Below are 22,493 nucleotides of genomic sequence, written 5' to 3'. Positions count from 1 at the left end.
TATGAGAATTATAACGCTAAACATGAATGGAATTCGATCCGCATCAAATAAAGGCGCTTTCGCTTGGCTTGATGCGCAAGAAGCGGATTTCATTTGTGTGCAAGAAGTGAAGGCGCATGAAAGCGATTTAAGCCATGACATGAAAAACTATCGTGATTACATGAGCTATTTTAGTTTTGCAGAGAAAAAAGGTTATAGCGGCGTAGGTATTTACGCAAAAAGAAAACCTAAGAAAATTATTCGAGAAATAGGTCTCCCACTTTTTGATAGTGAGGGACGCTATCTCGAACTTATGTATGACAATTTGAGTATCGTTTCAATTTACTTACCTTCAGGCTCAAGCGGTGAAGAACGACAAACATTTAAATTTGAAGTGTTAGATTATTTACTGCCTTATTTAAAAAAACGTATGGAAGAAAATTTGCCGATGATTCTTTGTGGCGATATCAATATTGCGCATAAAGAAATTGATTTAAAAAATTACAAAGGGAATAAAAAAAATTCAGGCTTCTTGCCCGAAGAACGTCAATGGATGACTGATTTATTTGAAGGCGTGGGTTGGGTAGATACTTATCGTGCGCTTCATCCTGATGCGACCGATGCTGCTTATACTTGGTGGAGCAATCGAGGCCAAGCGTATGCTAAAAATGTAGGATGGCGTCTTGATTACCAAATTGCTCATCCATCTGTAAAAGATAAGATTACTAAAGCTTCAATCTATAAGGCAGAAAAATTTAGTGATCATGCACCATTGATCATTGACTATATGGTTTAATTTTTATCGGTGCGATTTTATAAAGTAATGCCATGCCAGGAATAGCCAGTAGAAAACAAAGAATAAAGAAATTCTCCCAGCCAAAAAGACTTTGAAGATAACCGGTAGAGGCATTAACAAGTGTTCTAGGCACAGCTGCTAAGCTTGTGAAAAGTGCAAATTGTGTGGCGGTATAAAGTGGATGGGTGGTTTTTGCAATAAAAGCCACAAAAGCTGTGGTACCTAAACCTACACCGAATGCCTCGAAGCCTACGACAATGGCTAACCATTCTGGGCTATAGCCAATGTGCGCTAACCAGGCGAAACCTAAAATACTGATCATCTGGAGAAAACCAAAGATCCATAAGGCACGGTGGATGCCTAATTTCATCATCCAAATACCCCCCAAGAGCCCACCTATGACACTTGGCCAAAGACCAGCATTTTTTGCAATTAAACCAATTTCAGTTTTACTAAATCCTAGATCTAAATAAAAAGGCGTAGCTAATGCAGTTGCCATACTGTCACCTAATTTGTAAAAAAAGATAAAAAGAAGAATGGTTGAAGCACTTTTTAAACCATGTCGATGCATGAATTCTTGGAATGGAAGCAGTAGTGATGATGCTAAATCACGCTTTTTCATTTGAGGTACTTTAGGCTCTTTAATTACAAAAGTTAAAATAATACCTGGTAGCATAAAAAGGCTTGTGACTATAAATACAGTTTGCCAATCAAAATGGTCGGCCAAGATAAGGGATAAAGAGCCTGGAATAAGACTCGCAATCTTATAAGCATTTACATGCACTGCATTACCTAAACCCAATTCTTTATCTAATAAAAGTTCTCGACGATAAGCATCAATCACAATATCCTGACTTGCACTTAAAAATGCAATCAGTGTGGCAATGACCACAATCATTGTGAGATCAGTCTGAGGGTTATAAAACCCCAATAGCGGAATACTGATTAAAAGAAGCGCTTGAAAAAATAATAACCAGCCTCGACGACGACCCATGGGCCATCTGAAGCGATCAAAGAAAGGTGCCCATAAAAATTTCCATGTATAGGGAAGCTGGATTAATGCAAAAAGACCAATCGCTTTGAGGTCTAATTGATTAGATCTCAACCATGCAGGTAATAAGCTAATCAGAATAAAAAGAGGAAGCCCCGAAGTAAAGCCAGTAAAAATACATACCAACATTTTTTTGGAAAGGATGTCTTGCCAGAATCGATTCCGAATTTGCATGAAACGTTATTTGGAAACGAGGCGATACATCGCTAACGCACCCATAAGATTGGGCATAACATGAATGGGCTTGCCTTGCGTAAGAATCAGTCGTTCTTTAATACCAATTTTATTTTTAGCACAAAAATCATCAAAGTCTTTGATTGTGCATAAGTGAATATTAGGTGTGTTATACCATTCGTAAGGTAATGATTTAGAGACAGGCATTTGACCTTGAATGAGCTGTATTCGATGACGCCAATAACCAAAATTGGGAAAGGTCACGATCGCTTCTTTACCTACACGTAACATTTCATGCACAATTTTTTCTGTATTACGCATCGCTTGTAATGTTTGAGATAAAACAACTACATCAAATGATTGAGATTCAAAACCTGATAGTCCTGATTCCAAATCCATCTGAATGACATTTAAACCTTGTTTTAAAGTGTTAAGCCAATGTGCATCATCTTTTTCAATGCCATACCCTTTTACTTCTAAAGAGCCTTCTAAGAATTTTAAAAGGGAACCGTCTTCACAACCTAAGTCGAGCACTTTGGCACCGAATGGAATCCAATTGGCAATGGCGGCAAAGTCTTGTCTAAATTGTGCGCTCATAATAGATTCGCAATCTTTTTGAAATAAGTAGAGAGTATGCCGTGATAATGAGGGTCAGACATCAAAAACGCATCATGACCATGTCTTGCCGTGACTTCAGCATAACTCACAGTCAATTCATTATCCAAAAGAGCCTTCACAATTTCTTTAGAGCGCTGAGGAGAAAATCGCCAATCACTCGTAAATGAAACCACTAAAAATTCAGCCTCTACTTTTTTAAATGCTTTAGATAAATTACCTTGGTAATCCTTTGCAGGATCAAAATAATCTAATGCACGCGTCATTCTTAAATAAGTATTCGCGTCGAATTCTTCAGCGAATTTATCACCTTGATGGTGTAAATAAGATTCCATTTCAAAATTCACATCAAAAGAATATTCAATATTTTTATTTTTCAGTTTGCGACCAAACTTCATACCCATCGCATCATCCGATAGATAAGTAATATGACCTAACATTCTTGCAATGCGGAGCCCACGTTTGGGTTTCTTTTTAAAACGATAATAGTCCCCATTATAAAAATCAGGATCAGTAATAATCGCTTGTCTTGCAACTTCATTGAAAGCAACATTTTGTGCGGTTAAGTTTGGGGCCGCAGCAATCACAATCGCATGACGCACACGCTTTGGATATGAAAGCGTCCATTGAATGGCTTGCATACCACCCAAACTTCCGCCAATGACAGCTGCCAAACTTTCAATACCTAATTCATCTAGGAGGGCTGCTTGGGTATTCACCCAGTCTTCTACAGTCACAATCGGAAAATCAGAGCCCCATCGTTTTTTTGTTTTAGGATTAATACTCATAGAACCACTCGTTCCGTGGCAGCCACCTAAATTATTTACACCGATGACAAAGAAGCGATCAGTATCAAGAGGTCTTCCAGGACCAATCAGGTTATCCCACCAGCCAGGATATTTATCATCTTTTTTATAACGTCCTGCGACATGATGATTTCCTGAAAGTGCATGACATACAAGTACTGCATTATTTTTTTTAGCGTTTAATTTGCCGTATGTTTCATAGGCGAGTTCATAGCTCGGCAATTTTTTGCCGCTCGTTAACTTAAGTGGTGTTGTAATTTTTGCTAGCTTTGCTTTAACAAGACCCACTGAATTTTTTTCGCTCATGTTGAAGATTATACTATTGAATATTGCGCGAAAGTAACACGATGAATACCATGAATATCATTAGCATTTTCAATATGCTGATAGCCATTTTTTTCAAATAAATCTTTTAATATGATTGCTTGATTGTAGCCATGCTCAATAAAAAGCCAGCCTGATGGTTTGATATGATTTTTAGCGTTTTCAATAATATATTGTATAGCTTCTATTCCAGTTGGGCCTGAAACGAGAGCATCGAGAGGCTCATCTTTTAAGCCCTGTGATAGGTGCGGATCATTATCTTCTAAATAAGGAGGGTTACTTAAGATGACATCAAATTTTGTTTGATCTAGCGCACTAAACCAATCACTTTTTTGAATCATGGTATTAGTGACTTGATGAAGTGTTTGATTTGCTTTTGTATTTTGTATGGCATGTTGAGATTGATCAATGAGCGTCACTTTTGAAAGGGATCTTTCAAGAGCAATCGTGATGCCGATAACCCCAGTGCCGCATCCTAGATCCAAGATCTCAGTATGATCGCGCGCGTTTATTTTTGAGAGCGCTTTTTCAATAAGTATTTCTGTGTCAGCTCTTGGAATCAGCACATGAGGATTCACTTTAAACGTTCTTCCATAAAAAGACCACTCACCTAGAAGATAAGGAAGCGGGATGCCAGCTATTCTTTTTTCTGTGATGTATTCAATCTCAGTCTGATTATCTGTATCAATATGAAGATCACTTTTTTGGATGATTTCTTTTTGAGTGGTCTTTAAGACATGCTCTAGAATAAAACGGGCTTCAAGTTTTGCTTCATCTGATGAGAAGCCTATACCTTGATAAAGTTTGCTTTGAATATTTTTTAATGTGTCGCGAATTGTCGCCACATTTTAATCCTCTGCAAAGCCTGCAAGAAGATCAGCCTGATGCTCATTCGATAATGCATTAATAAGTTCTTCCATATCACCATCGGTAATGGCTTCTATTTTATAAAGCGTTAAATTAATACGATGATCGGTAATGCGACCTTGAGGATAATTGTAGGTGCGAATACGTTCGCTTCTATCACCACTCCCGATAAGAGATCTGCGATCCGATGCTAATTTAGATTGTTGTTCGCGAATTTGTGCATCACGAATTCGTGCTGCTAAAACACTCATGGCTTGCGCTTTATTTCGATGCTGTGACCTGTCGTCTTGGCACTCCACCACAATCCCAGTAGGTAAGTGTGTAATGCGAACAGCTGAATCAGTTTTATTAATATGTTGACCACCTGCACCTGATGCACGATAGGTATCTAGTCTAATTTCGGCTGGATTAATGATGACATCACTAATTTCATCGGCTTCAGGTAATACGGCAACCGTGCAAGCCGAGGTATGAATGCGACCTTGTGTTTCTGTATCAGGCACACGTTGCACACGGTGACCGCCTGATTCAAACTTCAACTTTGAATAAGCTCCCTGCCCAATTATTTTCATGATAATTTCTTTGTAACCACCGACTTCAGATTCGCTTGATGACACAATTTCCATTTTCCAGCCTTGGCGTTCCGTATATCTTGAATACATCCTGAATAAATCACCTGCGAATAAAGCCGATTCGTCACCACCGGTACCCGCACGAATTTCTAAGAAAATATTTTTTTCATCACTTGGGTCTTTTGGGAGTAATAATTTTTGTAAGTTATCTTCAATCGTGACAAGTTTTAATTTGCATTGCTCAATTTCTTCTTGGGCAAATTCTTTCATCTCAGGATCAGAAAGCATGCTTTGTGCTTCATTTAAATTATCTTCATTTTTTTTGTAGGCATGATATTCATCCACTATAGGGGTGATATCTGAATGCTCTTTCGTGATTTTCCGATAATGATCCATGTCATTGGTAATCGTTTCAGAACTTAATAAGGTATTTAGTTCCTGAATACGATCACTTAATGCTGCTAATTTTTTTTGCATGGAAGGCTTCATGGCATTTAATCTTTAAGTGGGTAAATTTTCTTTAATGTTTTGGTGAGTAACTCATGTTCTTCGCCTTTAGCTTGGTTCAGCGCTTGGCTTGGGTGATGGACAAACTTATTGGCTAAAGCCTTACTTAATACGTTTAAAACTTCTTCCGGCTTCATACCTTGATTTAGAAGTTTTTGTGCTTTTTTAAGTTCAGTGATGCGATAACTTTCAGCATGGTCGCGAAGCGCTTTAATCGTAGGCACGATAGTACGCGTTTTAAACCATTGCGTGAAATCTTTTACGTGATGATCAATCATTTTTTGAGCTTCAATGGCCGCAGACTGACGATTAGTTAAGCCTTCTTCAATGAGGTGAGACAAATCATCGACAGTATAAAGATAAACATCACTGAGCTTCCCTACCTCAGGCTCAATATCTCGGGGCACCGCAAGATCAACCATAAATATAGGGCGATTTCGTCGTGTTTTGAGTGCGCGCTCCACCATACCTAAGCCTACAATAGGCAATTGGCTTGCAGTCGAGCTTAAAACAATATCGAACTCATGAAGGCGATCGTAGAGCTCTGAAATAAGACAGGCATCACCCTTAATTTTTTTAGCTAAATTCAGTCCCCGATCCAGTGAGCGATTAGCGACCGTCATGGATTTAGGACGTCTATTTTTAATATGTTCAGCGCAAAGTTCAATCATTTCACCTGCGCCAATCAGAAGTACTTTTGAAGCTTTTAAATCCCCAAAAATACTTTCAGCAAGCTTAATAGAAGCGGCTGCCATCGAAATCGAGCTCATGCCAATATCTGTTTTGGTTCGGACTTCTTTGGCCACAGAGAATGTTTTTTGAAAAAGCTTATTGAGGAGAACGCCTAATGAACCGGTATTTTCAGCGGTTTTAATGGCTTGCTTCATTTGACCTAAAATTTGTGGTTCACCTAACACCATGCTATCTAAACCTGAAGCTACACGAAATGCATGTTGAATGGCTTCTTGGTTTTCATAAACATAAAGATGGGATTCAATGGTTTTTAATTTGATACCGTGATATTTACAAAGCCAATCGATGATCATTTTAGGGTCGCGAGCATTGGCGTAGATTTCACTGCGGTTACAGGTAGATAAAATAGCTGCTTCACTCACTTTATGTGCCATGAGGTCAAGTAAGGCTTGGCTTAAATGATCTGGATCAAAAGCGACTTTTTCGCGGATCGCAATGGGGGCTGTGGTGTGGTTAATGCCTACGGTATAAAGCTGCATGTGAATATTCTTAATCCGACGCTTTAGCTTCACGCCATTTAAGAGTTAAAATAGCTATTTTACAATATCTCACTCAACTTTCATTTGGGATCACTAGAAATATGGATAAAACATTTAGAATTGCCCCCAGTATTCTTTCAGCGAATTTCGCGAAACTTGGCCAAGAAATTGCTGACGTCATTAAGTCAGGAACTGATATCGTTCACTTTGATGTGATGGACAATCATTACGTACCTAATTTAACGATTGGCCCTTTAGTTTGCGAAGCCATTCGTCCAGTCACGGACGCCATTATTGATGTGCATTTGATGGTAAAACCGGTAGACCGCATTATTCCTGACTTTGCAAAAGCAGGTGCCAATATTATTACTTTTCATCCTGAAGGTTCAGAGCATATTGATCGAAGTCTTTCATTGGTGCGTGACTCAGGATGCAAATCAGGCTTAGTGTTTAATCCAGCAACCCCACTTGATTACCTTGATCACGTGATGGATAAAATCGATATGATACTTTTAATGTCTGTGAATCCAGGATTTGGCGGTCAAAAATTCATTCCTGAAACACTGAATAAACTTAGAATCGCTCGTCAAAAAATTGATACCTATTATGAAAAAACAGGCCGTCAAATATGGTTAGAAGTTGATGGAGGCGTGAACGCCAATAACATCGCAGAAATTGCAAAAGCCGGCGCTGATACTTTTGTTGCAGGCTCTGCTATTTTTGGTGCTGGTAAAGATACTGACCCTAATCGTTATGATACCGTGGTGAAATCATTACGCGCATCACTCGCAACTGTTTAATCTAAAAACGCACTCACAAATGTTTGTGCGTTTCTATCATGACCACCTTAATCACATCAGACAAATTTAATACCTACAAGGCTGAAGGTTTTAACTTCATTCCTTTAGTCAAATCTTTTGATGTGGGGCATGAAACACCTTTATCGATTTATCAAAAGTTAGCTAATCTTCCCTTTTCATATCTTTTGGAATCGGTGGAAGGTGGCGAACGCTTCGGTCGTTATTCAATTATTGGGCTCCCCTCTAAAAAAAGAATTGTCATTCGTGATGACGTGATTGAAGTGATTGATCAAAATCAAGTCATTGAAAAAGAAACCACGCAAAATCCACTCAATTTTATTCAAAATTATCTAAGCCAATTTAAAGTGCCTCACGATTTAGAGTTACCTCGATTTGCAGGGGGGTTAGCGGGTTATTTCGGATATGAGACGATTCAATATATTGAAGCTCGACTAAAACATAAAAAAACAAAAGACGCGATAGGTGTACCTGATATTTTATTGATGCTATCCGACGAACTGATTGTGGTCGACAATGTAGCAAAAAAGATTTTTATTGTGAGCTATGCAGATCCGTCTATTAAAGATGCTTATGCTCTAAGTGTTGCAAGATTAGATAAACTTTATGATCAACTGCATCAGTCAATGAAGATAGAGCCGCTTCAAACATTAAATCTCTCAGAAGCGAAATCAGAATTTGGTGAAGAAGCATTTAAAAAAGCCGTTGAAAAAGCAAAGTCTTATATTTTTGAAGGTGACATTATGCAAGTTGTTTTATCGCAAAGGATGTCGCAAAAATTTGAAGCTCCCCCATTAGCACTTTACGAATCGCTTCGCACCCTAAATCCATCCCCCTACATGTTTTATTACCATATGGACGATCATCATGTGGTGGGTGCGTCCCCTGAAATTTTAGTGAGACTAGAAGATGAAACAGTGACGGTAAGACCTATTGCAGGCACGCGTCCTCGCGGCAAAACTGAAGAAGAAGATAAGAAACTAGAAAAAGAATTATTAGCCGATCCTAAAGAGTGTGCAGAACATGTGCAACTCATGGATTTAGGTCGTAATGATATTGGACGTGTCTCGCAAAGTGGCTCTGTGAAAGTGACGGACAATATGACCATTGAACGTTATTCACATGTCATGCACATTGTGTCTAATGTAGAAGGCACATTAAAACCTAATATGCATGCTATGGATGTTTTGAAAGCCACTTTCCCAGCAGGTACAGTCAGTGGCGCACCTAAAGTGCGTGCGATGGAAATTATTCATGAACTAGAACCGAGTAAACGCGGCATTTATGCCGGCGCTGTAGGTTATTTAGGTTTTGATGGTGATATGGATGTGGCCATCGCCATTAGAACAGGCGTTATTAAAAATAAAATGCTTTATGTACAAGCAGGTGCAGGTATTGTGGCGGATTCTATTCCACACAACGAATGGGTTGAAACACAAAACAAAGCGAAAGCCGTATTACGTGCCGCTGAAATTGTGCAATCAGGAAAATAAATTATGTTGCTCATGATTGATAACTACGATTCATTTACTTATAACCTTGTTCAGTATTTGGCTGAGCTCAAACAAGAGGTTGAAGTGTATCGTAATGATGAGATCACGATTGATGAAATCAAAAAAAAGAATCCTCAGTATATTGTGTTGTCTCCTGGCCCATGCACTCCCAACGAGGCAGGGGTTTCTTTAGAGGTGGTCAATACATTCAAAGGAGAGATTCCCATTCTAGGTGTTTGCTTAGGCCATCAAACCATTGGTCAAGCATTTGGGGGAAAAATTATTCATGCTAAAACATTGATGCATGGCAAAACTTCAAAAATTCATCATACAGATCAAGGGGTATTTAAAGACCTAAAAAATCCATTTACAGCGACACGTTATCATTCCCTTGTTATTGAGCGCGCAACATTACCTAGTTGCTTAGAAGTGACGGCATGGACCGATGATGAAGAAATTATGGGTGTCCGTCATAAGACACTTCCGATCGAAGGCGTTCAATTCCATCCTGAATCAGTGCTCACTGAGCATGGACACGATCTATTAAATAATTTTTTAAAAGCATATGGCTAACATGGGCTCAAAAGAATTATCTGTGAAAGACTTTATGCAGTCTTTAATGTCGGGCGTCCTCAGTGACGACATTATTGAATCTTATGTGTTAGCTTTGAATGAAAAAGGTGTGACTGCAGAAAATATTTTTGATGCAGCAACCGTAATGCGTCAATTTTCAAAGCAAGTGGTGATACATGATAAAACACATTTAGTGGACACCTGCGGCACAGGAGGGGACGGCATTCAAACATTTAATGTGTCTACCTTGAGTGCGATTGTAGCCGCAAGTGCCGGTGTGAAAGTGGCAAAACATGGCGGTCGCTCAGTATCATCTAAATGTGGCAGTGCTGATGTATTAGAAGTCCTAGGTGTGAATGTCAATTTAACAGCCGACAAAGTCGCATCGCTTGTGAATGAGATTGGCATTGCCTTTATGTTTGCCCCTAACTTTCATCCAGCGATGCGATATGCAGCACCGGTTCGAAAAAAATTAGGCATCAGAACCATTTTTAATGTTTTAGGACCCCTAGCAAATCCAGCATTGGCAACGCGTCAAGTATTGGGTGTTTACGATAAGTCACTCACACAAACCATGGCAGAGGTATTATCAAAACTAGGAAGCGAACATGTCATGGTGGTGCATGGTGAAGATGGTATGGATGAAATTTCTATCTCAAGCCCAACCACTGTTACAGAGTTAAAAAACAAAACAATTACAACCTATACTATTCAGCCTACTGATTTTGGATTGGACATAGCAGATCTTAAAACGATTCAAGTGGAAAATGCAGAAGCATCGAAGGCTATGATGCTTGATGTGTTAAATGGCAGTCAAGGCCCTCATCGCAACATCACAATCCTTAACGCAGGGGCAGCCATCTATATCAGTGGTATTTCTTCAACCTTAAAAGAAGGTATTGAAAAAGCTGCATCAGTAATTGACCACGGTTTAGCATTAAAAAAATTAGAAGCACTCAAGGTGGCGTCCCATGGCTAATATTCTTGATACGATCATTGCCACTAAATTTGAAGAAATTAAAGAATCACAAAAAATTAAATCACTTCATCAATTACAAGATGAAGTGAAAAATTCTCCTCAACCTAGAGGTTTTATAAAAGCCATTGAAACACAACTTTCAAAAAATAAAGCGGCTGTGATTGCTGAAATTAAAAAAGCGAGCCCATCTAAAGGTGTCATCCGAGAAAATTTTAATCCGAAAGAGATTGCGATCTCTTATGAAAAAGGCGGGGCGACTTGTCTATCAGTTCTCACTGACGAAAAATATTTTCAAGGGCATGCCAATTTTTTAAAAGAAGCAAAAGCTGCATGTAGCCTTCCCATACTGCGCAAAGATTTTATGGTAGATCCCTATCAAATTTATGAAGCGCGTGCGATGGGTGCTGATTGTATTTTACTTATTGTCGCAGCACTTCCTTTAGACTTAATGCAAGAGCTCGAAGAAATTACACACACTTTAGACATGAATGTATTAGTTGAAGTGCATAATCAAGAAGAGCTTGATCTGGCATTACAATTAAAGACAAGACTTCTAGGTATTAACAACCGTAATTTAAAAACGTTTGATGTTTCGCTTAATACCACTTTTGATTTATTAAAAAATATCAATGCTGACAAAATTATTGTAACTGAGTCAGGAATTTTCACATCAGATGATGTGAAGTTGATGCAAGATCATCATGTGAATACCTTTCTCATCGGTGAAGCTTTTATGCGAGAATCTGATCCAGGCCACTCTTTAAAAAATTTATTTCAATTTTAAATATTATGGAAAATTCAAACAGACCCAGACGAATGCGTAAAGATGAATTCTCGCGTCGATTGATGCGTGAACATCATTTGCGAACGGATGATTTAATTTACCCGGTATTTGTCATGGAGGGACACCAAAAAGAAGAAGCGATTCCATCCATGCCAGGCATTAAACGTCAAAGTGCTGATCTCATTATTGATACTGCAAAAGAATGTTTTAAATTGGGCATCCCTGCAATTGCATTATTTCCAGTCATTGATGCAAAATTAAAAACAGAAGATGCAAAAGAAGCTTATAACCCGGAAGGTCTTATTCCAAGGGTAGTGGCTTTATTAAAACAACATGTACCTCAGCTCGGTGTGATAACAGATGTAGCACTCGACCCTTATACAAGTCATGGCCAAGATGGATTAATTGATGCATCAGGTTATGTGCTTAATGACGAAACTGTAGAGATTTTAATCAAGCAAGCTTTAAGTCATGCAAAAGCTGGGGCTGATATCGTGGCACCTTCTGACATGATGGATGGTCGCATTGGCAAAATTCGCGAAGCTTTAGAAAAAGAAGGATTGATCCATACAAAAATTCTAGCATATTCCGCTAAATATGCCTCCTCTTTCTATGGTCCGTTTAGAGATGCGGTAGGGTCATCAAAAAATTTAGGTGGAAGTGATAAAAATAGTTATCAAATGGATCCAGCCAATACCGATGAAGCTTTAACCGAAGTCGAGCTCGATATCAATGAAGGTGCCGACATGGTCATGGTAAAACCGGGACTACCTTATCTTGATATTGTATATCGTGTAAAAACTACTTTTGGTATTCCAACTTACGCTTACCAAGTGAGTGGTGAATATGCGATGCTTAAAGCAGCATCGCAAAACGGCTGGCTCGATGAAAAAGCGGTTGTGATGGAGTCTCTCTTGGCGTTTAAACGCGCAGGGGCTGATGGTATTTTAAGTTACTATGCCATGGAAGTCGCACGTTGGCTTAAAGCTTAAGTAGTTTTTCAGTTTCTTCAATGGATGCTTTTAATTTGTTTATTTTTAAATCATCGATGTGATAAATAAGAAGTTCAATAGGCCCCATGGAGCCTTCAAGCCTTAATATCGGGATTATTTTTTTATCCTGCATTGGATCTTTGTTGCGAGATTTTCGGTCGCGTGTTTCGTATGCGATATTGTGATTGAGTAAAAAAAACTCTACTTCTTTCATTGAGTCGGCATAGATCTGGATATGAATAGTAGGATATCGGCCTGCCGTTCCATCTAATACACCACCTGTTAAATGAGGGTTGAAAGCGCTCAATTTTTTCATGAGACTTAATGCTTCAAATCTTAATACTTTAAGTCGCTCCTCATGTTCTTCATCAAAAAAAATGGCTTGATGTTCTTTAATAGCATCATTAATTTCTTCATTCGAAGGTAAAGCGTCCCCATCATCAAGCCCAAAAAATTTAGCGGCTTTTCGTTTAGCAAATGCGTAGTCGCTGATACCTTCTTCAGCCATCATTTGTGCAGCTTTATGGGCCACCTGAAATCGAATGTGTTTACTTTGTCTTGCCATATGAAACACTTTTTTTAAAAATTAATTGAGGAGATGTATCTCATTATGTGGTGGAAATTCTGAATAGAAATATTCATTCACACCTTCTTCATTTTCGTTAGCCGGTGTACCTGTATCTGATTTAATTTTGCGTATCATGACACCATCAGGCATCTCATAACTTTGTATAGGAACATCTTTGAGGGCGGTCTGCATATATTTGATCCATATAGGAAGTGCAGCCTGAGAGCCTGTTTCATCCCTACCTAATGATTTAGGCTGGTCAAATCCAATCCATGCAATAGCGACTTGTGACGGGGTATAGCCTGCGAACCAGGCATCTACTTGATTATTTGTGGTACCTGTTTTACCTGCAATATCTGATCGACCTAATGCCTTGGCTTTTTGAGCTGTTCCTTTATTGACCACGTCTTGTAAAAGCGTCGTCATGATAAATGCATTTCTAGGGTCAATGACACGTGGTGTTTCTTCGTTTTGGAACATCGTATTTGTTTGATCGATGACTTGACCCTGACTATCAACCATCTTTTCAATAAGATAAGGTTTTTTAAGATAACCTCCATTTGCAAATACACCATAAGCTGTCACCATTTCTATAAGTGTGGCAGAGCCAACACCTAAACCCATGGATAAATAAGCAGGATGATTGGCAGGATCAAAACCAAAACGTGATGCATAGTCTTGTGCATAAGGCGCACCAATTGATTTGAGTACGCGAATGGCGACTAAGTTTTTAGATTTTGCTAAACCATTACGAAGTCTGATATGCCCATCAAAGTCATTATCATAATTTTGTGGATCCCAATCCATTCCACTTCCTGTTTCAGCTGCTGAGAAATGAAGTGGCGCATCATTCACAATGGTGGCAGGTGTAATACCTTTTTCCAAGGCTGCAGAATAAATGAAGGGCTTGAAAGTTGAGCCAGGCTGGCGTTTCGCTTGAGTGACATGGTTATATTTATTCCGATTAAAATCAAAGCCTCCAACGAGCGCCGTAATAGCTCCCGTTTGAGGATCCATGGAGACTAATGACGCTTCTACTTTCGGAAGTTGTACCACCTCCCATTGTTTATTTTTTTGAATCACACGAATGATAGCGCCTGGTTTAATTTTTCTATTTTTAGGATCTTTGTCACTCAAAGTTTTTTGAATGAGCGCTAATCCATCATTTTTAATATCAACCATGTCACCTTTTTTAGTGAAAGCTTGAACATATTTAGATTCAGCTTTAATCACTACGGCTGGAATAAATCCGTTGTATTCTTCCATGCCATCGAGCGTGTCAGTAATCTTGGTTTTTTGATCTTCGAATTTTTTACCTTCCAAATCAATCGTTTTTTCTGGACCTCGGTATTCATGACGACGATCGTAATCTAGGATACCTCTTAATACCGCTTCATTAGCCGCCTCTTGATTGGCTTTCTTGATGGTGGTGTAAACCTTAATACCACTTGTATAGATATCATCTTTATATTGATCGTAAAGGACTTGTCTTACCATTTCAGATGCATGGTCAGCCATTAAATCTCTAGATTGTCGTGACTCCTTGAAATGAAGCGTTTGATTCATCGCTTCTTCAAAAGCTTTTTGATCAATAAATTCATAACGCAACATATTTTTTAAGACTTCACGTTGACGTTGAATGGCGCGTTTTGGATTGGTAAATGGATTGTAATTAGAAGGCGCTTTCGGCAGGCCTGCTAAAAGTGCACATTCAGCCAAAGTGAGTTTTTCTAAAGGCTTGCCATAATAGACGAGAGCTGCTGCGCCAAAACCGTAGGCACGTTGACCCAAATAAATTTGATTAACATAAAGCTCTAAAATTTGATCTTTATTTAAATTTTTTTCAATTTTATAGGAAAGAAAAACTTCACTAATTTTTCGTCTTAAAGTTTTATCGGATGAAAGAAAAAAATTACGTGCAACTTGCATAGTAATTGTACTCGCTCCTTCATGTGAGGCACCTGCTAAATTTTTGACAATCGCACGAGCAACACCCACGGCATCAACCCCTTTGTGCTGATAGAAACGACGGTCTTCAATTGCCAAAATAGCATTTTTCATTTTTTTAGGCACATTACGAATTTTAATAAAGGCACGACGTTCTTCACCAAATTCAGCCATCAGGAATCCATCTGAGCTATAGACTCTTAAAGGTAATTTAGGGCGATATTCAGTCAGCGATTCGAGGGAAGGTAGTGAGGGTATAACTAAAGCAATGGTTAAAGCAATTAAGGCTCCGATGGCTGCCAAGCTTATAAAAAACCACATCATGAGACGTTTTATGAAAGTAGGTTTTGCCATAAGTCTTTTTATTTGCGATTTTATGAGGGGTTAATGAGTCTTATTATAAAAGGTGTTGAAGATTATTTGTAGGCAATTCGAACCAGAACTTCATTAATCCCTTAAAATAATCAGTATTCTTGAATATAAAGCTAGTTCGTCATGGCAACGATTAATGACAATATTTTTTTTGTAGGACTTATGGGCGCAGGTAAAACGACCATAGGTAAATTGTTAGCCAAAAAACTTAAAAAAACTTTTTACGATACCGATCATGAAATTGAAAAAAAGTTGGGCGTTAAGGTCTCGGTGATTTTTGAACTCGAGGGCGAAGAAGGTTTTCGCAAAAGAGAAACGCAAATGATTGATGAGTTATCGAGTAAAAAAGATATTATTTTAGCGACAGGTGGGGGTGCCATATTAAGCGAAGAAAATCGAGCGCTTTTAAAAGAAAGAGGTAAGGTTATCTATCTCAATGCCAAACCTCAGCACTTAGCAAAACGAATGGCTTACGATAAAGATCGCCCACTTTTACAACAAGGCAATATGCTAGATACATTAAATCAATTATACAAAGATAGACATCCTTTATATTTAAATGTGGCGTCATTCGTCGTCGACACTGGACAACAAAAAACACAAACGATTATTCATAAAATTGAGTCATTATTAAGTTAAGTATATGCAAACACTAAATATTCAATTAGAGAATCGATCCTATCCTATTTACATTGGAGAGGGCTTGCTGTCTCAAATGAAACTCATCGAATCTCATTTAAAACAAAAACATGTGGCGGTTGTCACCAATACAACAGTCGCACCTTTATATCTTGATTCATTGTTATCTCTTTTAAAAGCGCATGGCATTAAAGCGTTTCCGATTATTTTGCCCGATGGAGAGTCTTACAAGAATCAAGAAACCTTAAATCTAATTTACGACGCACTTTTAAAAGAAAAATGTGAACGCACTGTCACACTCATTGCATTAGGGGGTGGCGTCATAGGGGACATGACAGGCTATGCGGCTGCGACTTATTTAAGAGGTGTACCTTTTATTCAAATCCCGACCACACTTTTGTCTCAGGTAGATTCATCCGTCGGTGGCAAAACAGGGATTAATCATCCTATGGGTAAAAATATGATCGGTGCTTTTTATCAGCCCCAATGCGTGATTGCAGATATCGATACTTTAAAAACCTTACCTGAAAGAGAATTTTCAGCAGGCATGGCGGAAGTGATTAAGTATGGGCTCATTCGTGATGAGGCGTTTTTTAATTGGCTTGAAAAAAATATTGAAGGCCTTATGAAATTAAATCCATCCCTTTTGATTGAAGCGATAGAGCGCTCATGTCAAAACAAAGCGGATGTGGTGGAGATGGATGAACATGAATCAGGTGTGAGGGCCACTTTAAATCTTGGCCATACTTTTGGACATGCCATTGAAAATGCGATGGGCTATGGTGTTTGGCTTCATGGTGAAGCGGTGGCAACCGGTATGGTCATGGCAGCTCATTTATCGAAATTGATGGGCTGGGTTAAAGATACTGAATTTAGTCGCATCATTCAACTTTTAAAAGAAGCTAAGCTTCCAACTCAACCCCCAAAAATAAGTGAGGATCAATATATGGAACTCATGAGTATGGATAAGAAAGTCGTGGATGGAAAAATTAGATTGGTGTTGCAAAAAGGTATTGGCGACGCTGTGGTCACAAGTGATTACGATACGAAACATCTTAAGACGACACTTCACACTTCAAACTTTTCAGCATGATGAAGCTGGCACCTTACGCTGCACATCCAGATCAATCTCGCGGCCGATGTTTTAAAGAAGAAACCTCAAGTTTAAGAAATGATTTCCAGCGCGATCGAGATCGTGTCATCCACTCCACTGCCTTCAGGCGTCTTGAATACAAAACCCAAGTATTCGTCAATCATGAAGGTGATTTATTCAGAACGCGCTTAACGCATAGCTTAGAAGTGGCTCAAATTGCACGAAGTATTGCTAGAACCTTAAATCTTCATGAAGACTTAGCAGAAGCCATCGCCTTAGCGCACGATTTAGGCCACACACCTTTTGGTCATGCAGGACAAGATGCCCTAAACCGTTGCATGAAAGAATATGGAGGATTCGAGCATAACCTTCAGTCACTCCGTGTCGTGGATCTTTTAGAACAAAGATATGCAGAATTTGATGGACTTAATCTCACCTTTGAAACAAGGGAAGGCATCCTAAAGCACTGTTCTATTAAAAATGCAGAAAAGTTAGGCGATGTGGGTCAAAGGTTTTTAGATAAAACAGAAACGACGCTTGAGGGACAGATTGCAAATTTTGCGGATGAGATTGCTTATAACAATCACGATATTGATGACGGCATTCGTTCAGGACTTTTAACGATCGATCAGTTGATGGAAGTTTCTCTTTTTAAAGAGCATGCTTTAAAGGTCAAAGCGCTCTATCCCGATTTATCTCAAAAAAGGCTCGTTCATGAAACCATTCGACGCATGATCCATAATTTAGTCGATGATTTATGTCGAACCAGCCTCTCTTATATAAAGGTATCAAAACCAAAAAACGTGGACGAGGTAAGGCTTCATGGCTCCATGATTGACTTTTCGACCGAGATGGCAGAAAAACAGCTTGAGCTGAAACAGTTCTTAAGGAGGTCTTTGTATCTTCACCCCAAGGTGACCGAGATGACAGATAAGGCAGCGAAGACCATTGAGGGTCTATTTAAGGCGTATATGGACGACCTAAACTTAATCCCTTCGGACTACCAATCTATCGGGAAAGAGGAAAAACCGCGCGTGATTGCAGACTATATTGCGGGAATGACGGATCGCTATGCGATTCGTGAGTATGAAAAATTACTTATAAATCAATAGTTTAAATTAATTTTGTTGTAAATTTGCAACAAAAACCTATAAAACTTCACAAATGTCGTAAAAAACACTAAAAATACTTGCGATTGCCCAGTTTGACCGTGCATAATTCACTTAACCTTCTTGATGAAGCTTTTATTCATTGGGAAAGTTCGCGAACTTTCTCATCAAGCAATTGATGAGGTTTTAAAAACAATAGGAGAAATATATGAACAAGAATATTAAATTAGCAGTGGCTGGTGCTGTTTTAGCACTTTCAGCAACAGCGAACGCTGGTATTGTTATCCCAGCAGGTGAGTGGACATTAGACGTGAACGGTAACGTGAATGCGTTCTACATCTATAATGACTCTAAAGATTCAAATACAATCAAGGGTGGCTTAGCAAATAGCAGAAGCACTACGTCAGGCGACCAAGCTTCTTCAATCAATACAGGTCTTTTACCTTCATGGTTGGGTGTAACAGGTAAATCACGTCAAAATGATTTAGATACTGAGTTCACGATTAGCTTGCAACCAGGTGCTTCACAAAGAGCTTCACTCGGCGGCGGCGGTGGTTCTGAGTTCCGTCAAGCGTATTTCTCATTTGGTGACAAATCATGGGGTACAGTTTTAATTGGTAAGAACTTAGGCCAATTCGGTCGTGATGCAATTTTAAATGACCAAACACTTCTAGGCGTGGGTTCACAAGGCGTGGTAGGTGCAGCTGGTGGTACAACTACAACACTCGGCCGTATCGGTGCAGGCTTCATGTATGCAGACTTCAATGGTCAGATCAACTACACCACTCCTAACATGAATGGTTTAGAGTTAACAGTAGGTATTGATCAACCAATGTCTACCAATAACCTAGGTAACACGGCTGTCGCATATACAGCAAATGCCGTCGCCGCTGGTGGCACACAGACATTTGCTGTAACAACAGCAGCTGAAACGCTCTCTCTAGACGCTGTAGGTACGCAAAAGAACCCAGCGTTTGTGGGTGTTGCACGTTATAGCTTCACTGCAAACGATGTTACAGGTAAGATTTGGGTTGAAGGTAAGTCTCAAAAAATCTACGGCTCATCTGGCTTCTCAGCAAACTCACAAATTGCAGGTATCGGTGCAAATGTGAACGCTGGTGGTTTCGGTGCTGTAGCTTACTACTACAAGGGTGAAGGTGCTGGTACAACAGCATTCTTAATGGATGGTTATTCAGCAACAGGTGGCAAACGTGATTCTGACGGTGGTTATATGCAGCTTTCATACACGCTTCCTACAAAGACAAAAGCTGCAGCAAGCTGGGGTAGAAGTAACCTCGACAAAGCTAACGGTGAGTCTGCATCTAACTTAGTTAAATCTAATGAGATGACGACAATTGGTCTTTACCACCCACTTACTAAGCATCTTAATTTAGTTGGTGAGTACTCACGCGTTGAGTCAGAAAACCATGCGACTGCAGCTAAAGAAAACAAATCAGATATTATGAGCGTTGGTGGTATCTTGTTTTTCTAAGACTTAGTTAACTTTAGTTTTATAGTTGTAAAAAAAAGCACCCCTCGGGGTGCTTTTTTATTTTTATCATTTAGTTCTTATTCGCCAATAATCTTCACTAGCACTCTTTTTTTGCGTCTTCCATCAAATTCGCCGTAAAAAATTTGTTCCCATGGACCAAAGTCAAGCTTTCCTCCCGTGACAGCAACGACAACCTCTCGACCCATGATTTGTCGTTTGATGTGCGCATCGGCATTATCTTCCCCTGTATCATTATGGCGATAGTTACTCACGGGTTCATGGGGCGCCAAGGCCTCGAGCCACTCTTTATAGTCATGATGAAGGCCTGATTCGTCATCATTAATAAAAACACTGGCAGTAATATGCATGGCGTTAACTAAAACGAGACCTTCTTTAATGCCGCTTTCGGTTAAGCAATCTCTGATATCAGGCGTGATGTTAGTGAAATGCATTCTAGCTGGGGCATTAAACCAGAGTTCTTTTCGGTAGCTTTTCATATAAAAAATATCCTTGCAAAAAATTTAATAAATCTTAATCGCCATCAAAATTAAGCTCGACGCGGTTTCCTGTAGGGTCGCGCAAAAAAATTTGATGAGCTGACATGCCGGGGATGGGCTTTTCCTCAAAAAGAATATTGAGTGATTTAAGCTTTTTTAAAACATCTTGATAGTTAGCAGTTTTAAATGCAATGTGATCAAAAGATGATTTTTGCGGGGAGCGCCCGTCACCTTCTTTAGGCGTAATAAGATGTAATACATCCTTATCCTCGATATACAACCAAAAACCAAAGCGTTCAAATGCTGGCCTAAAGCCTTCAGTTAAACCCACGACATCACAATAAAAATCTCTTAATTGAATCACTAAATCTTTTTCTGCAACAAGCTGAATATGATTGATAGATAAAATCATAAATCTATTTTTTTAAGTTGTAGGTTGTGATGTACGAAGGCGAATATGAAGCTCACGCAATTGTTTTTCATCAACCACATTAGGTGCTTTTGTGAGTAAGCATTGTGCACGTTGTGTTTTTGGGAATGCAATCACATCGCGAATCGATTCAGCACCTGCGAGTAAAGTTACCAATCGATCAAGCCCAAATGCTAGGCCTCCATGAGGTGGGGCGCCATATTGAAGCGCATCAAGCAGGAAGCCAAATTTTTCTTTTGCTTCTTCTTTTGAAATTTTTAATGCATCAAAAACTTTGGATTGAATTTTTTCTTCATGAATACGAATGGAGCCGCCGCCGACTTCCCATCCATTGATGACCATGTCATAAGCTTTAGATAAACACTTGCCTGGGTCGGTTACTAACAAATCCTCATGACCTTCTTTAGGGGCTGTAAAGGGATGATGAATGGCGACCCATCGATCTGTTTCTTCATCGTGTTCAAACATCGGGAAATCAACCACCCATAAAGGTGCCCATGCTCTTCCGTCGACATGATTTTTTTCGTGACCAACTTTAAGACGCAATGCACCTAAAGCTTCATTCACAATTTTTTCTTTATCAGCACCAAAGAAAATAATGTCGCCATTTGTGGCCCCTGTTTTTTCAATGATAGCTTTCAAAGCATTCACATGAATATTTTTAACAATAGGGCTTTGAAGGCCTGTTTCATTCAATTCATTAACATCATTGATCTTGATATACGCCAAACCTTTAGCGCCATAGATTTTGACAAACTCGGTATAAGCATCAATTTCAGAACGCGTAATCGCGGAACCATTGGGCACTCTTAATGCTGCGACACGGCCACCTTTCATAGTCGCTGCACCTGAAAAGACTTTAAAGTCGACATCTTTCATCACATCGGTCAACTCAGTAATTTCTAAAGTCACACGCATATCTGGTTTATCTGAGCCATATTTATGTATTGCTTCTTGGTAAGTCATGCGTTGAAATTGTGATGGCAAATCAATCGATGCCACTTTTTTATACATCTCTCGAATCATTTTTTCGACCATGGTCATGATGTCTTCTTCATTCATGAATGAAGTTTCAATATCAACTTGCGTGAATTCTGGTTGACGATCTGCTCTTAAGTCCTCATCGCGGAAACATTTGGTGATCTGAAAGTAACGATCAAAGCCTGACACCATAAGAAGCTGTTTAAATAATTGAGGCGATTGAGGGAGTGCAAAAAATTCACCTGCATGAACGCGAGAAGGTACTAAATAATCACGAGCACCTTCAGGGGTGCTACGAGTAAGCATCGGTGTTTCAATCTCCATAAATCCATTTTCATCTAAAAAATCACGTAAGACTTTTGCCACACGATAGCGAAGACGTAAATTATTTTGCATCATCGGACGACGAAGATCCATAAAGCGATATTCAAGACGAATCATTTCTGAAATAGAATCGTCATCGAGCATAAATGGGGGTGTTAACGAAGGATTTAAAATTTCAATGACGGACGCCAACATTTCGACTTCACCTGTGGGAATGTTTAAATTGACTGTTCCCTCTGGGCGAGCCCTTACTTTGCATACGACCTTTAAAACGAATTCGTTACGAATCGATTCGGCTATAGAAAATGTTTCTTTGGTGTCAGGATCGATCACAATTTGTGCAATCCCTTCACGATCTCTTAGATCAATAAAGATGACGCCACCATGGTCACGTCGACGATGAGCCCAGCCACATAAAGTGACAGTCTCTCCAATATGTGTTTTATTTAAATCACCACAGTAATGCGTTCGCATCATTC

22 protein-coding genes are annotated in these 22,493 nt (G+C 39.2%); 11 read left to right on the top strand and 11 right to left on the bottom strand.

What is annotated here, in order from left to right; translation table 11 throughout:
* Position 1: 1 nt before the first annotated feature.
* The gene (locus FIT70_RS06310) at positions 2-775 is read left to right on the top strand and encodes an exodeoxyribonuclease III (protein ID WP_139931243.1); all 774 of its coding nucleotides are present in this window, start codon (positions 2-4) and stop codon (positions 773-775) included.
* Here the strand turns inward: FIT70_RS06310 and FIT70_RS06305 are convergent.
* Genes FIT70_RS06305 through hemA form a run of 6 tightly spaced genes read right to left on the bottom strand, consistent with a single transcriptional unit; the run spans position 756 to position 6,923 of the window.
* Positions 756-2,000 (bottom strand): AmpG family muropeptide MFS transporter, encoded by a 1,245-nt coding sequence (locus FIT70_RS06305; protein ID WP_139931241.1) that lies wholly within the window; start codon positions 1,998-2,000, stop codon positions 756-758. The genes FIT70_RS06310 and FIT70_RS06305 overlap by 20 nt on opposite strands.
* A gap of 6 nt (positions 2,001-2,006) precedes the next feature.
* Positions 2,007-2,597: a methionine biosynthesis protein MetW gene (gene metW / locus FIT70_RS06300; RefSeq protein ID WP_139931240.1), complete on the bottom strand. Its 591-nt coding sequence runs from the start codon at positions 2,595-2,597 to the stop codon at positions 2,007-2,009.
* Positions 2,594-3,727 (bottom strand): homoserine O-succinyltransferase MetX, encoded by a 1,134-nt coding sequence (gene metX, locus FIT70_RS06295; RefSeq protein WP_139931238.1) that lies wholly within the window; start codon positions 3,725-3,727, stop codon positions 2,594-2,596. Before metX ends, metW begins: the two co-directional genes overlap by 4 nt.
* An 8-nt stretch (positions 3,728-3,735) precedes the next feature.
* Positions 3,736-4,590 carry a peptide chain release factor N(5)-glutamine methyltransferase gene (prmC, locus tag FIT70_RS06290; protein WP_139931236.1) on the bottom strand — a complete coding sequence of 285 codons (855 nt, stop codon included), beginning with the start codon at positions 4,588-4,590 and terminating at the stop codon, positions 3,736-3,738.
* Positions 4,591-4,593: 3 nt separating this feature from the next.
* Positions 4,594-5,673, bottom strand: coding sequence for a peptide chain release factor 1 (gene prfA, locus FIT70_RS06285; protein WP_139868554.1), 1,080 nt, complete (start codon positions 5,671-5,673; stop codon positions 4,594-4,596).
* A 5-nt stretch (positions 5,674-5,678) separates the two neighbouring features.
* On the bottom strand, positions 5,679-6,923 hold the full coding sequence (gene hemA / locus FIT70_RS06280; protein ID WP_139931234.1) for a glutamyl-tRNA reductase: 1,245 nt from the start codon (positions 6,921-6,923) through the stop codon (positions 5,679-5,681).
* Between the two features lie 101 nt (positions 6,924-7,024).
* Between hemA and rpe the strand changes: the two genes are divergently transcribed.
* The 6 genes from rpe to hemB are packed head-to-tail and all read left to right on the top strand — an operon-like array spanning position 7,025 to position 12,562.
* Positions 7,025-7,723 (top strand): ribulose-phosphate 3-epimerase, encoded by a 699-nt coding sequence (gene rpe, locus FIT70_RS06275; RefSeq protein ID WP_139931232.1) that lies wholly within the window; start codon positions 7,025-7,027, stop codon positions 7,721-7,723.
* A 38-nt stretch (positions 7,724-7,761) separates the two neighbouring features.
* Complete coding sequence (gene trpE / locus FIT70_RS06270; RefSeq protein ID WP_139931231.1) at positions 7,762-9,234, top strand: anthranilate synthase component I; 1,473 nt, start codon at positions 7,762-7,764, stop codon at positions 9,232-9,234.
* A gap of 3 nt (positions 9,235-9,237) precedes the next feature.
* Positions 9,238-9,807 carry an anthranilate synthase component II gene (locus FIT70_RS06265; protein ID WP_139868546.1) on the top strand — a complete coding sequence of 190 codons (570 nt, stop codon included), beginning with the start codon at positions 9,238-9,240 and terminating at the stop codon, positions 9,805-9,807.
* The gene (trpD, locus tag FIT70_RS06260; RefSeq protein WP_139931229.1) at positions 9,800-10,786 is read left to right on the top strand and encodes an anthranilate phosphoribosyltransferase; all 987 of its coding nucleotides are present in this window, start codon (positions 9,800-9,802) and stop codon (positions 10,784-10,786) included. Before FIT70_RS06265 ends, trpD begins: the two co-directional genes overlap by 8 nt.
* A complete protein-coding gene (gene trpC, locus FIT70_RS06255) occupies positions 10,779-11,570 on the top strand; it encodes an indole-3-glycerol phosphate synthase TrpC (RefSeq protein ID WP_139931228.1) in 792 nt (263 codons plus the stop codon). Before trpD ends, trpC begins: the two co-directional genes overlap by 8 nt.
* A 5-nt stretch (positions 11,571-11,575) precedes the next feature.
* Positions 11,576-12,562, top strand: a complete 987-nt coding sequence (hemB, locus tag FIT70_RS06250) for a porphobilinogen synthase (RefSeq protein ID WP_139931226.1) — start codon at positions 11,576-11,578, stop codon at positions 12,560-12,562.
* Here hemB and FIT70_RS06245 read toward each other — a convergent pair.
* Both FIT70_RS06245 and FIT70_RS06240 read right to left on the bottom strand, forming a co-directional pair.
* Positions 12,552-13,127, bottom strand: coding sequence for a hypothetical protein (locus FIT70_RS06245; RefSeq protein WP_139931224.1), 576 nt, complete (start codon positions 13,125-13,127; stop codon positions 12,552-12,554). The genes hemB and FIT70_RS06245 overlap by 11 nt on opposite strands.
* A 21-nt stretch (positions 13,128-13,148) precedes the next feature.
* Complete coding sequence (locus FIT70_RS06240; RefSeq protein ID WP_139931222.1) at positions 13,149-15,431, bottom strand: penicillin-binding protein 1A; 2,283 nt, start codon at positions 15,429-15,431, stop codon at positions 13,149-13,151.
* Positions 15,432-15,572: 141 nt separating this feature from the next.
* Between FIT70_RS06240 and FIT70_RS06235 the strand changes: the two genes are divergently transcribed.
* The 4 genes from FIT70_RS06235 (at position 15,573) to FIT70_RS06220 (ending at position 19,782) form a co-directional block, all read left to right on the top strand.
* A complete protein-coding gene (locus FIT70_RS06235) occupies positions 15,573-16,088 on the top strand; it encodes a shikimate kinase (RefSeq protein ID WP_139931220.1) in 516 nt (171 codons plus the stop codon).
* A gap of 4 nt (positions 16,089-16,092) precedes the next feature.
* A complete protein-coding gene (gene aroB, locus FIT70_RS06230; protein ID WP_139931218.1) occupies positions 16,093-17,181 on the top strand; it encodes a 3-dehydroquinate synthase in 1,089 nt (362 codons plus the stop codon).
* A complete protein-coding gene (locus tag FIT70_RS06225) occupies positions 17,178-18,293 on the top strand; it encodes a deoxyguanosinetriphosphate triphosphohydrolase (RefSeq protein ID WP_139931216.1) in 1,116 nt (371 codons plus the stop codon). The genes aroB and FIT70_RS06225 overlap by 4 nt, the downstream gene beginning before the upstream one ends.
* Before the next feature lie 205 nt (positions 18,294-18,498).
* Positions 18,499-19,782 carry a porin family protein gene (locus FIT70_RS06220; RefSeq protein ID WP_139931214.1) on the top strand — a complete coding sequence of 428 codons (1,284 nt, stop codon included), beginning with the start codon at positions 18,499-18,501 and terminating at the stop codon, positions 19,780-19,782.
* 77 nt (positions 19,783-19,859) lie between these two features.
* Here FIT70_RS06220 and FIT70_RS06215 read toward each other — a convergent pair whose 3' ends face one another.
* Genes FIT70_RS06215 through aspS form a run of 3 tightly spaced genes read right to left on the bottom strand, consistent with a single transcriptional unit; the run spans position 19,860 to position 22,491 of the window.
* Positions 19,860-20,279 carry a secondary thiamine-phosphate synthase enzyme YjbQ gene (locus tag FIT70_RS06215; protein ID WP_139931212.1) on the bottom strand — a complete coding sequence of 140 codons (420 nt, stop codon included), beginning with the start codon at positions 20,277-20,279 and terminating at the stop codon, positions 19,860-19,862.
* Positions 20,280-20,313: 34 nt separating this feature from the next.
* A complete protein-coding gene (locus FIT70_RS06210; RefSeq protein ID WP_139931210.1) occupies positions 20,314-20,691 on the bottom strand; it encodes a VOC family protein in 378 nt (125 codons plus the stop codon).
* Between the two features lie 12 nt (positions 20,692-20,703).
* The gene (gene aspS / locus FIT70_RS06205; RefSeq protein WP_139931208.1) at positions 20,704-22,491 is read right to left on the bottom strand and encodes an aspartate--tRNA ligase; all 1,788 of its coding nucleotides are present in this window, start codon (positions 22,489-22,491) and stop codon (positions 20,704-20,706) included.
* Between the last annotated feature and the right edge of the window lie 2 nt (positions 22,492-22,493).

Origin of the sequence: Candidatus Methylopumilus universalis, assembly GCF_006364435.1 — a bacterium.
GTDB classification, from domain to species: domain Bacteria; phylum Pseudomonadota; class Gammaproteobacteria; order Burkholderiales; family Methylophilaceae; genus Methylopumilus; species Methylopumilus universalis.
This window is presented reverse-complemented; position numbering and strand designations above follow the sequence as displayed.

Bases quoted from the DNA above. Each gene is read 5' to 3' on its own strand.
- hemA (WP_139931234.1), bottom strand. From the start codon at position 6,923: ATGCAGCTTTATACCGTAGGCATTAACCACACCACAGCCCCCATTGCG.
- rpe (WP_139931232.1), top strand. From the start codon at position 7,025: ATGGATAAAACATTTAGAATTGCCCCCAGTATTCTTTCAGCGAATTTC.
- hemB (WP_139931226.1), top strand. From the start codon at position 11,576: ATGGAAAATTCAAACAGACCCAGACGAATGCGTAAAGATGAATTCTCG.
- trpC (WP_139931228.1), top strand. From the start codon at position 10,779: ATGGCTAATATTCTTGATACGATCATTGCCACTAAATTTGAAGAAATT.
- prfA (WP_139868554.1), bottom strand. From the start codon at position 5,673: ATGAAGCCTTCCATGCAAAAAAAATTAGCAGCATTAAGTGATCGTATT.
- aroB (WP_139931218.1), top strand. From the start codon at position 16,093: ATGCAAACACTAAATATTCAATTAGAGAATCGATCCTATCCTATTTAC.
- trpE (WP_139931231.1), top strand. From the start codon at position 7,762: ATGACCACCTTAATCACATCAGACAAATTTAATACCTACAAGGCTGAA.
- FIT70_RS06240 (WP_139931222.1), bottom strand. From the start codon at position 15,431: ATGGCAAAACCTACTTTCATAAAACGTCTCATGATGTGGTTTTTTATA.
- FIT70_RS06210 (WP_139931210.1), bottom strand. From the start codon at position 20,691: ATGATTTTATCTATCAATCATATTCAGCTTGTTGCAGAAAAAGATTTA.
- FIT70_RS06310 (WP_139931243.1), top strand. From the start codon at position 2: ATGAGAATTATAACGCTAAACATGAATGGAATTCGATCCGCATCAAAT.
- FIT70_RS06305 (WP_139931241.1), bottom strand. From the start codon at position 2,000: ATGCAAATTCGGAATCGATTCTGGCAAGACATCCTTTCCAAAAAAATG.
- metX (WP_139931238.1), bottom strand. From the start codon at position 3,727: ATGAGCGAAAAAAATTCAGTGGGTCTTGTTAAAGCAAAGCTAGCAAAA.
- aspS (WP_139931208.1), bottom strand. From the start codon at position 22,491: ATGATGCGAACGCATTACTGTGGTGATTTAAATAAAACACATATTGGA.
- FIT70_RS06265 (WP_139868546.1), top strand. From the start codon at position 9,238: ATGTTGCTCATGATTGATAACTACGATTCATTTACTTATAACCTTGTT.
- trpD (WP_139931229.1), top strand. From the start codon at position 9,800: ATGGCTAACATGGGCTCAAAAGAATTATCTGTGAAAGACTTTATGCAG.
- FIT70_RS06245 (WP_139931224.1), bottom strand. From the start codon at position 13,127: ATGGCAAGACAAAGTAAACACATTCGATTTCAGGTGGCCCATAAAGCT.
- FIT70_RS06225 (WP_139931216.1), top strand. From the start codon at position 17,178: ATGATGAAGCTGGCACCTTACGCTGCACATCCAGATCAATCTCGCGGC.
- metW (WP_139931240.1), bottom strand. From the start codon at position 2,597: ATGAGCGCACAATTTAGACAAGACTTTGCCGCCATTGCCAATTGGATT.
- FIT70_RS06215 (WP_139931212.1), bottom strand. From the start codon at position 20,279: ATGAAAAGCTACCGAAAAGAACTCTGGTTTAATGCCCCAGCTAGAATG.
- FIT70_RS06235 (WP_139931220.1), top strand. From the start codon at position 15,573: ATGGCAACGATTAATGACAATATTTTTTTTGTAGGACTTATGGGCGCA.
- FIT70_RS06220 (WP_139931214.1), top strand. From the start codon at position 18,499: ATGAACAAGAATATTAAATTAGCAGTGGCTGGTGCTGTTTTAGCACTT.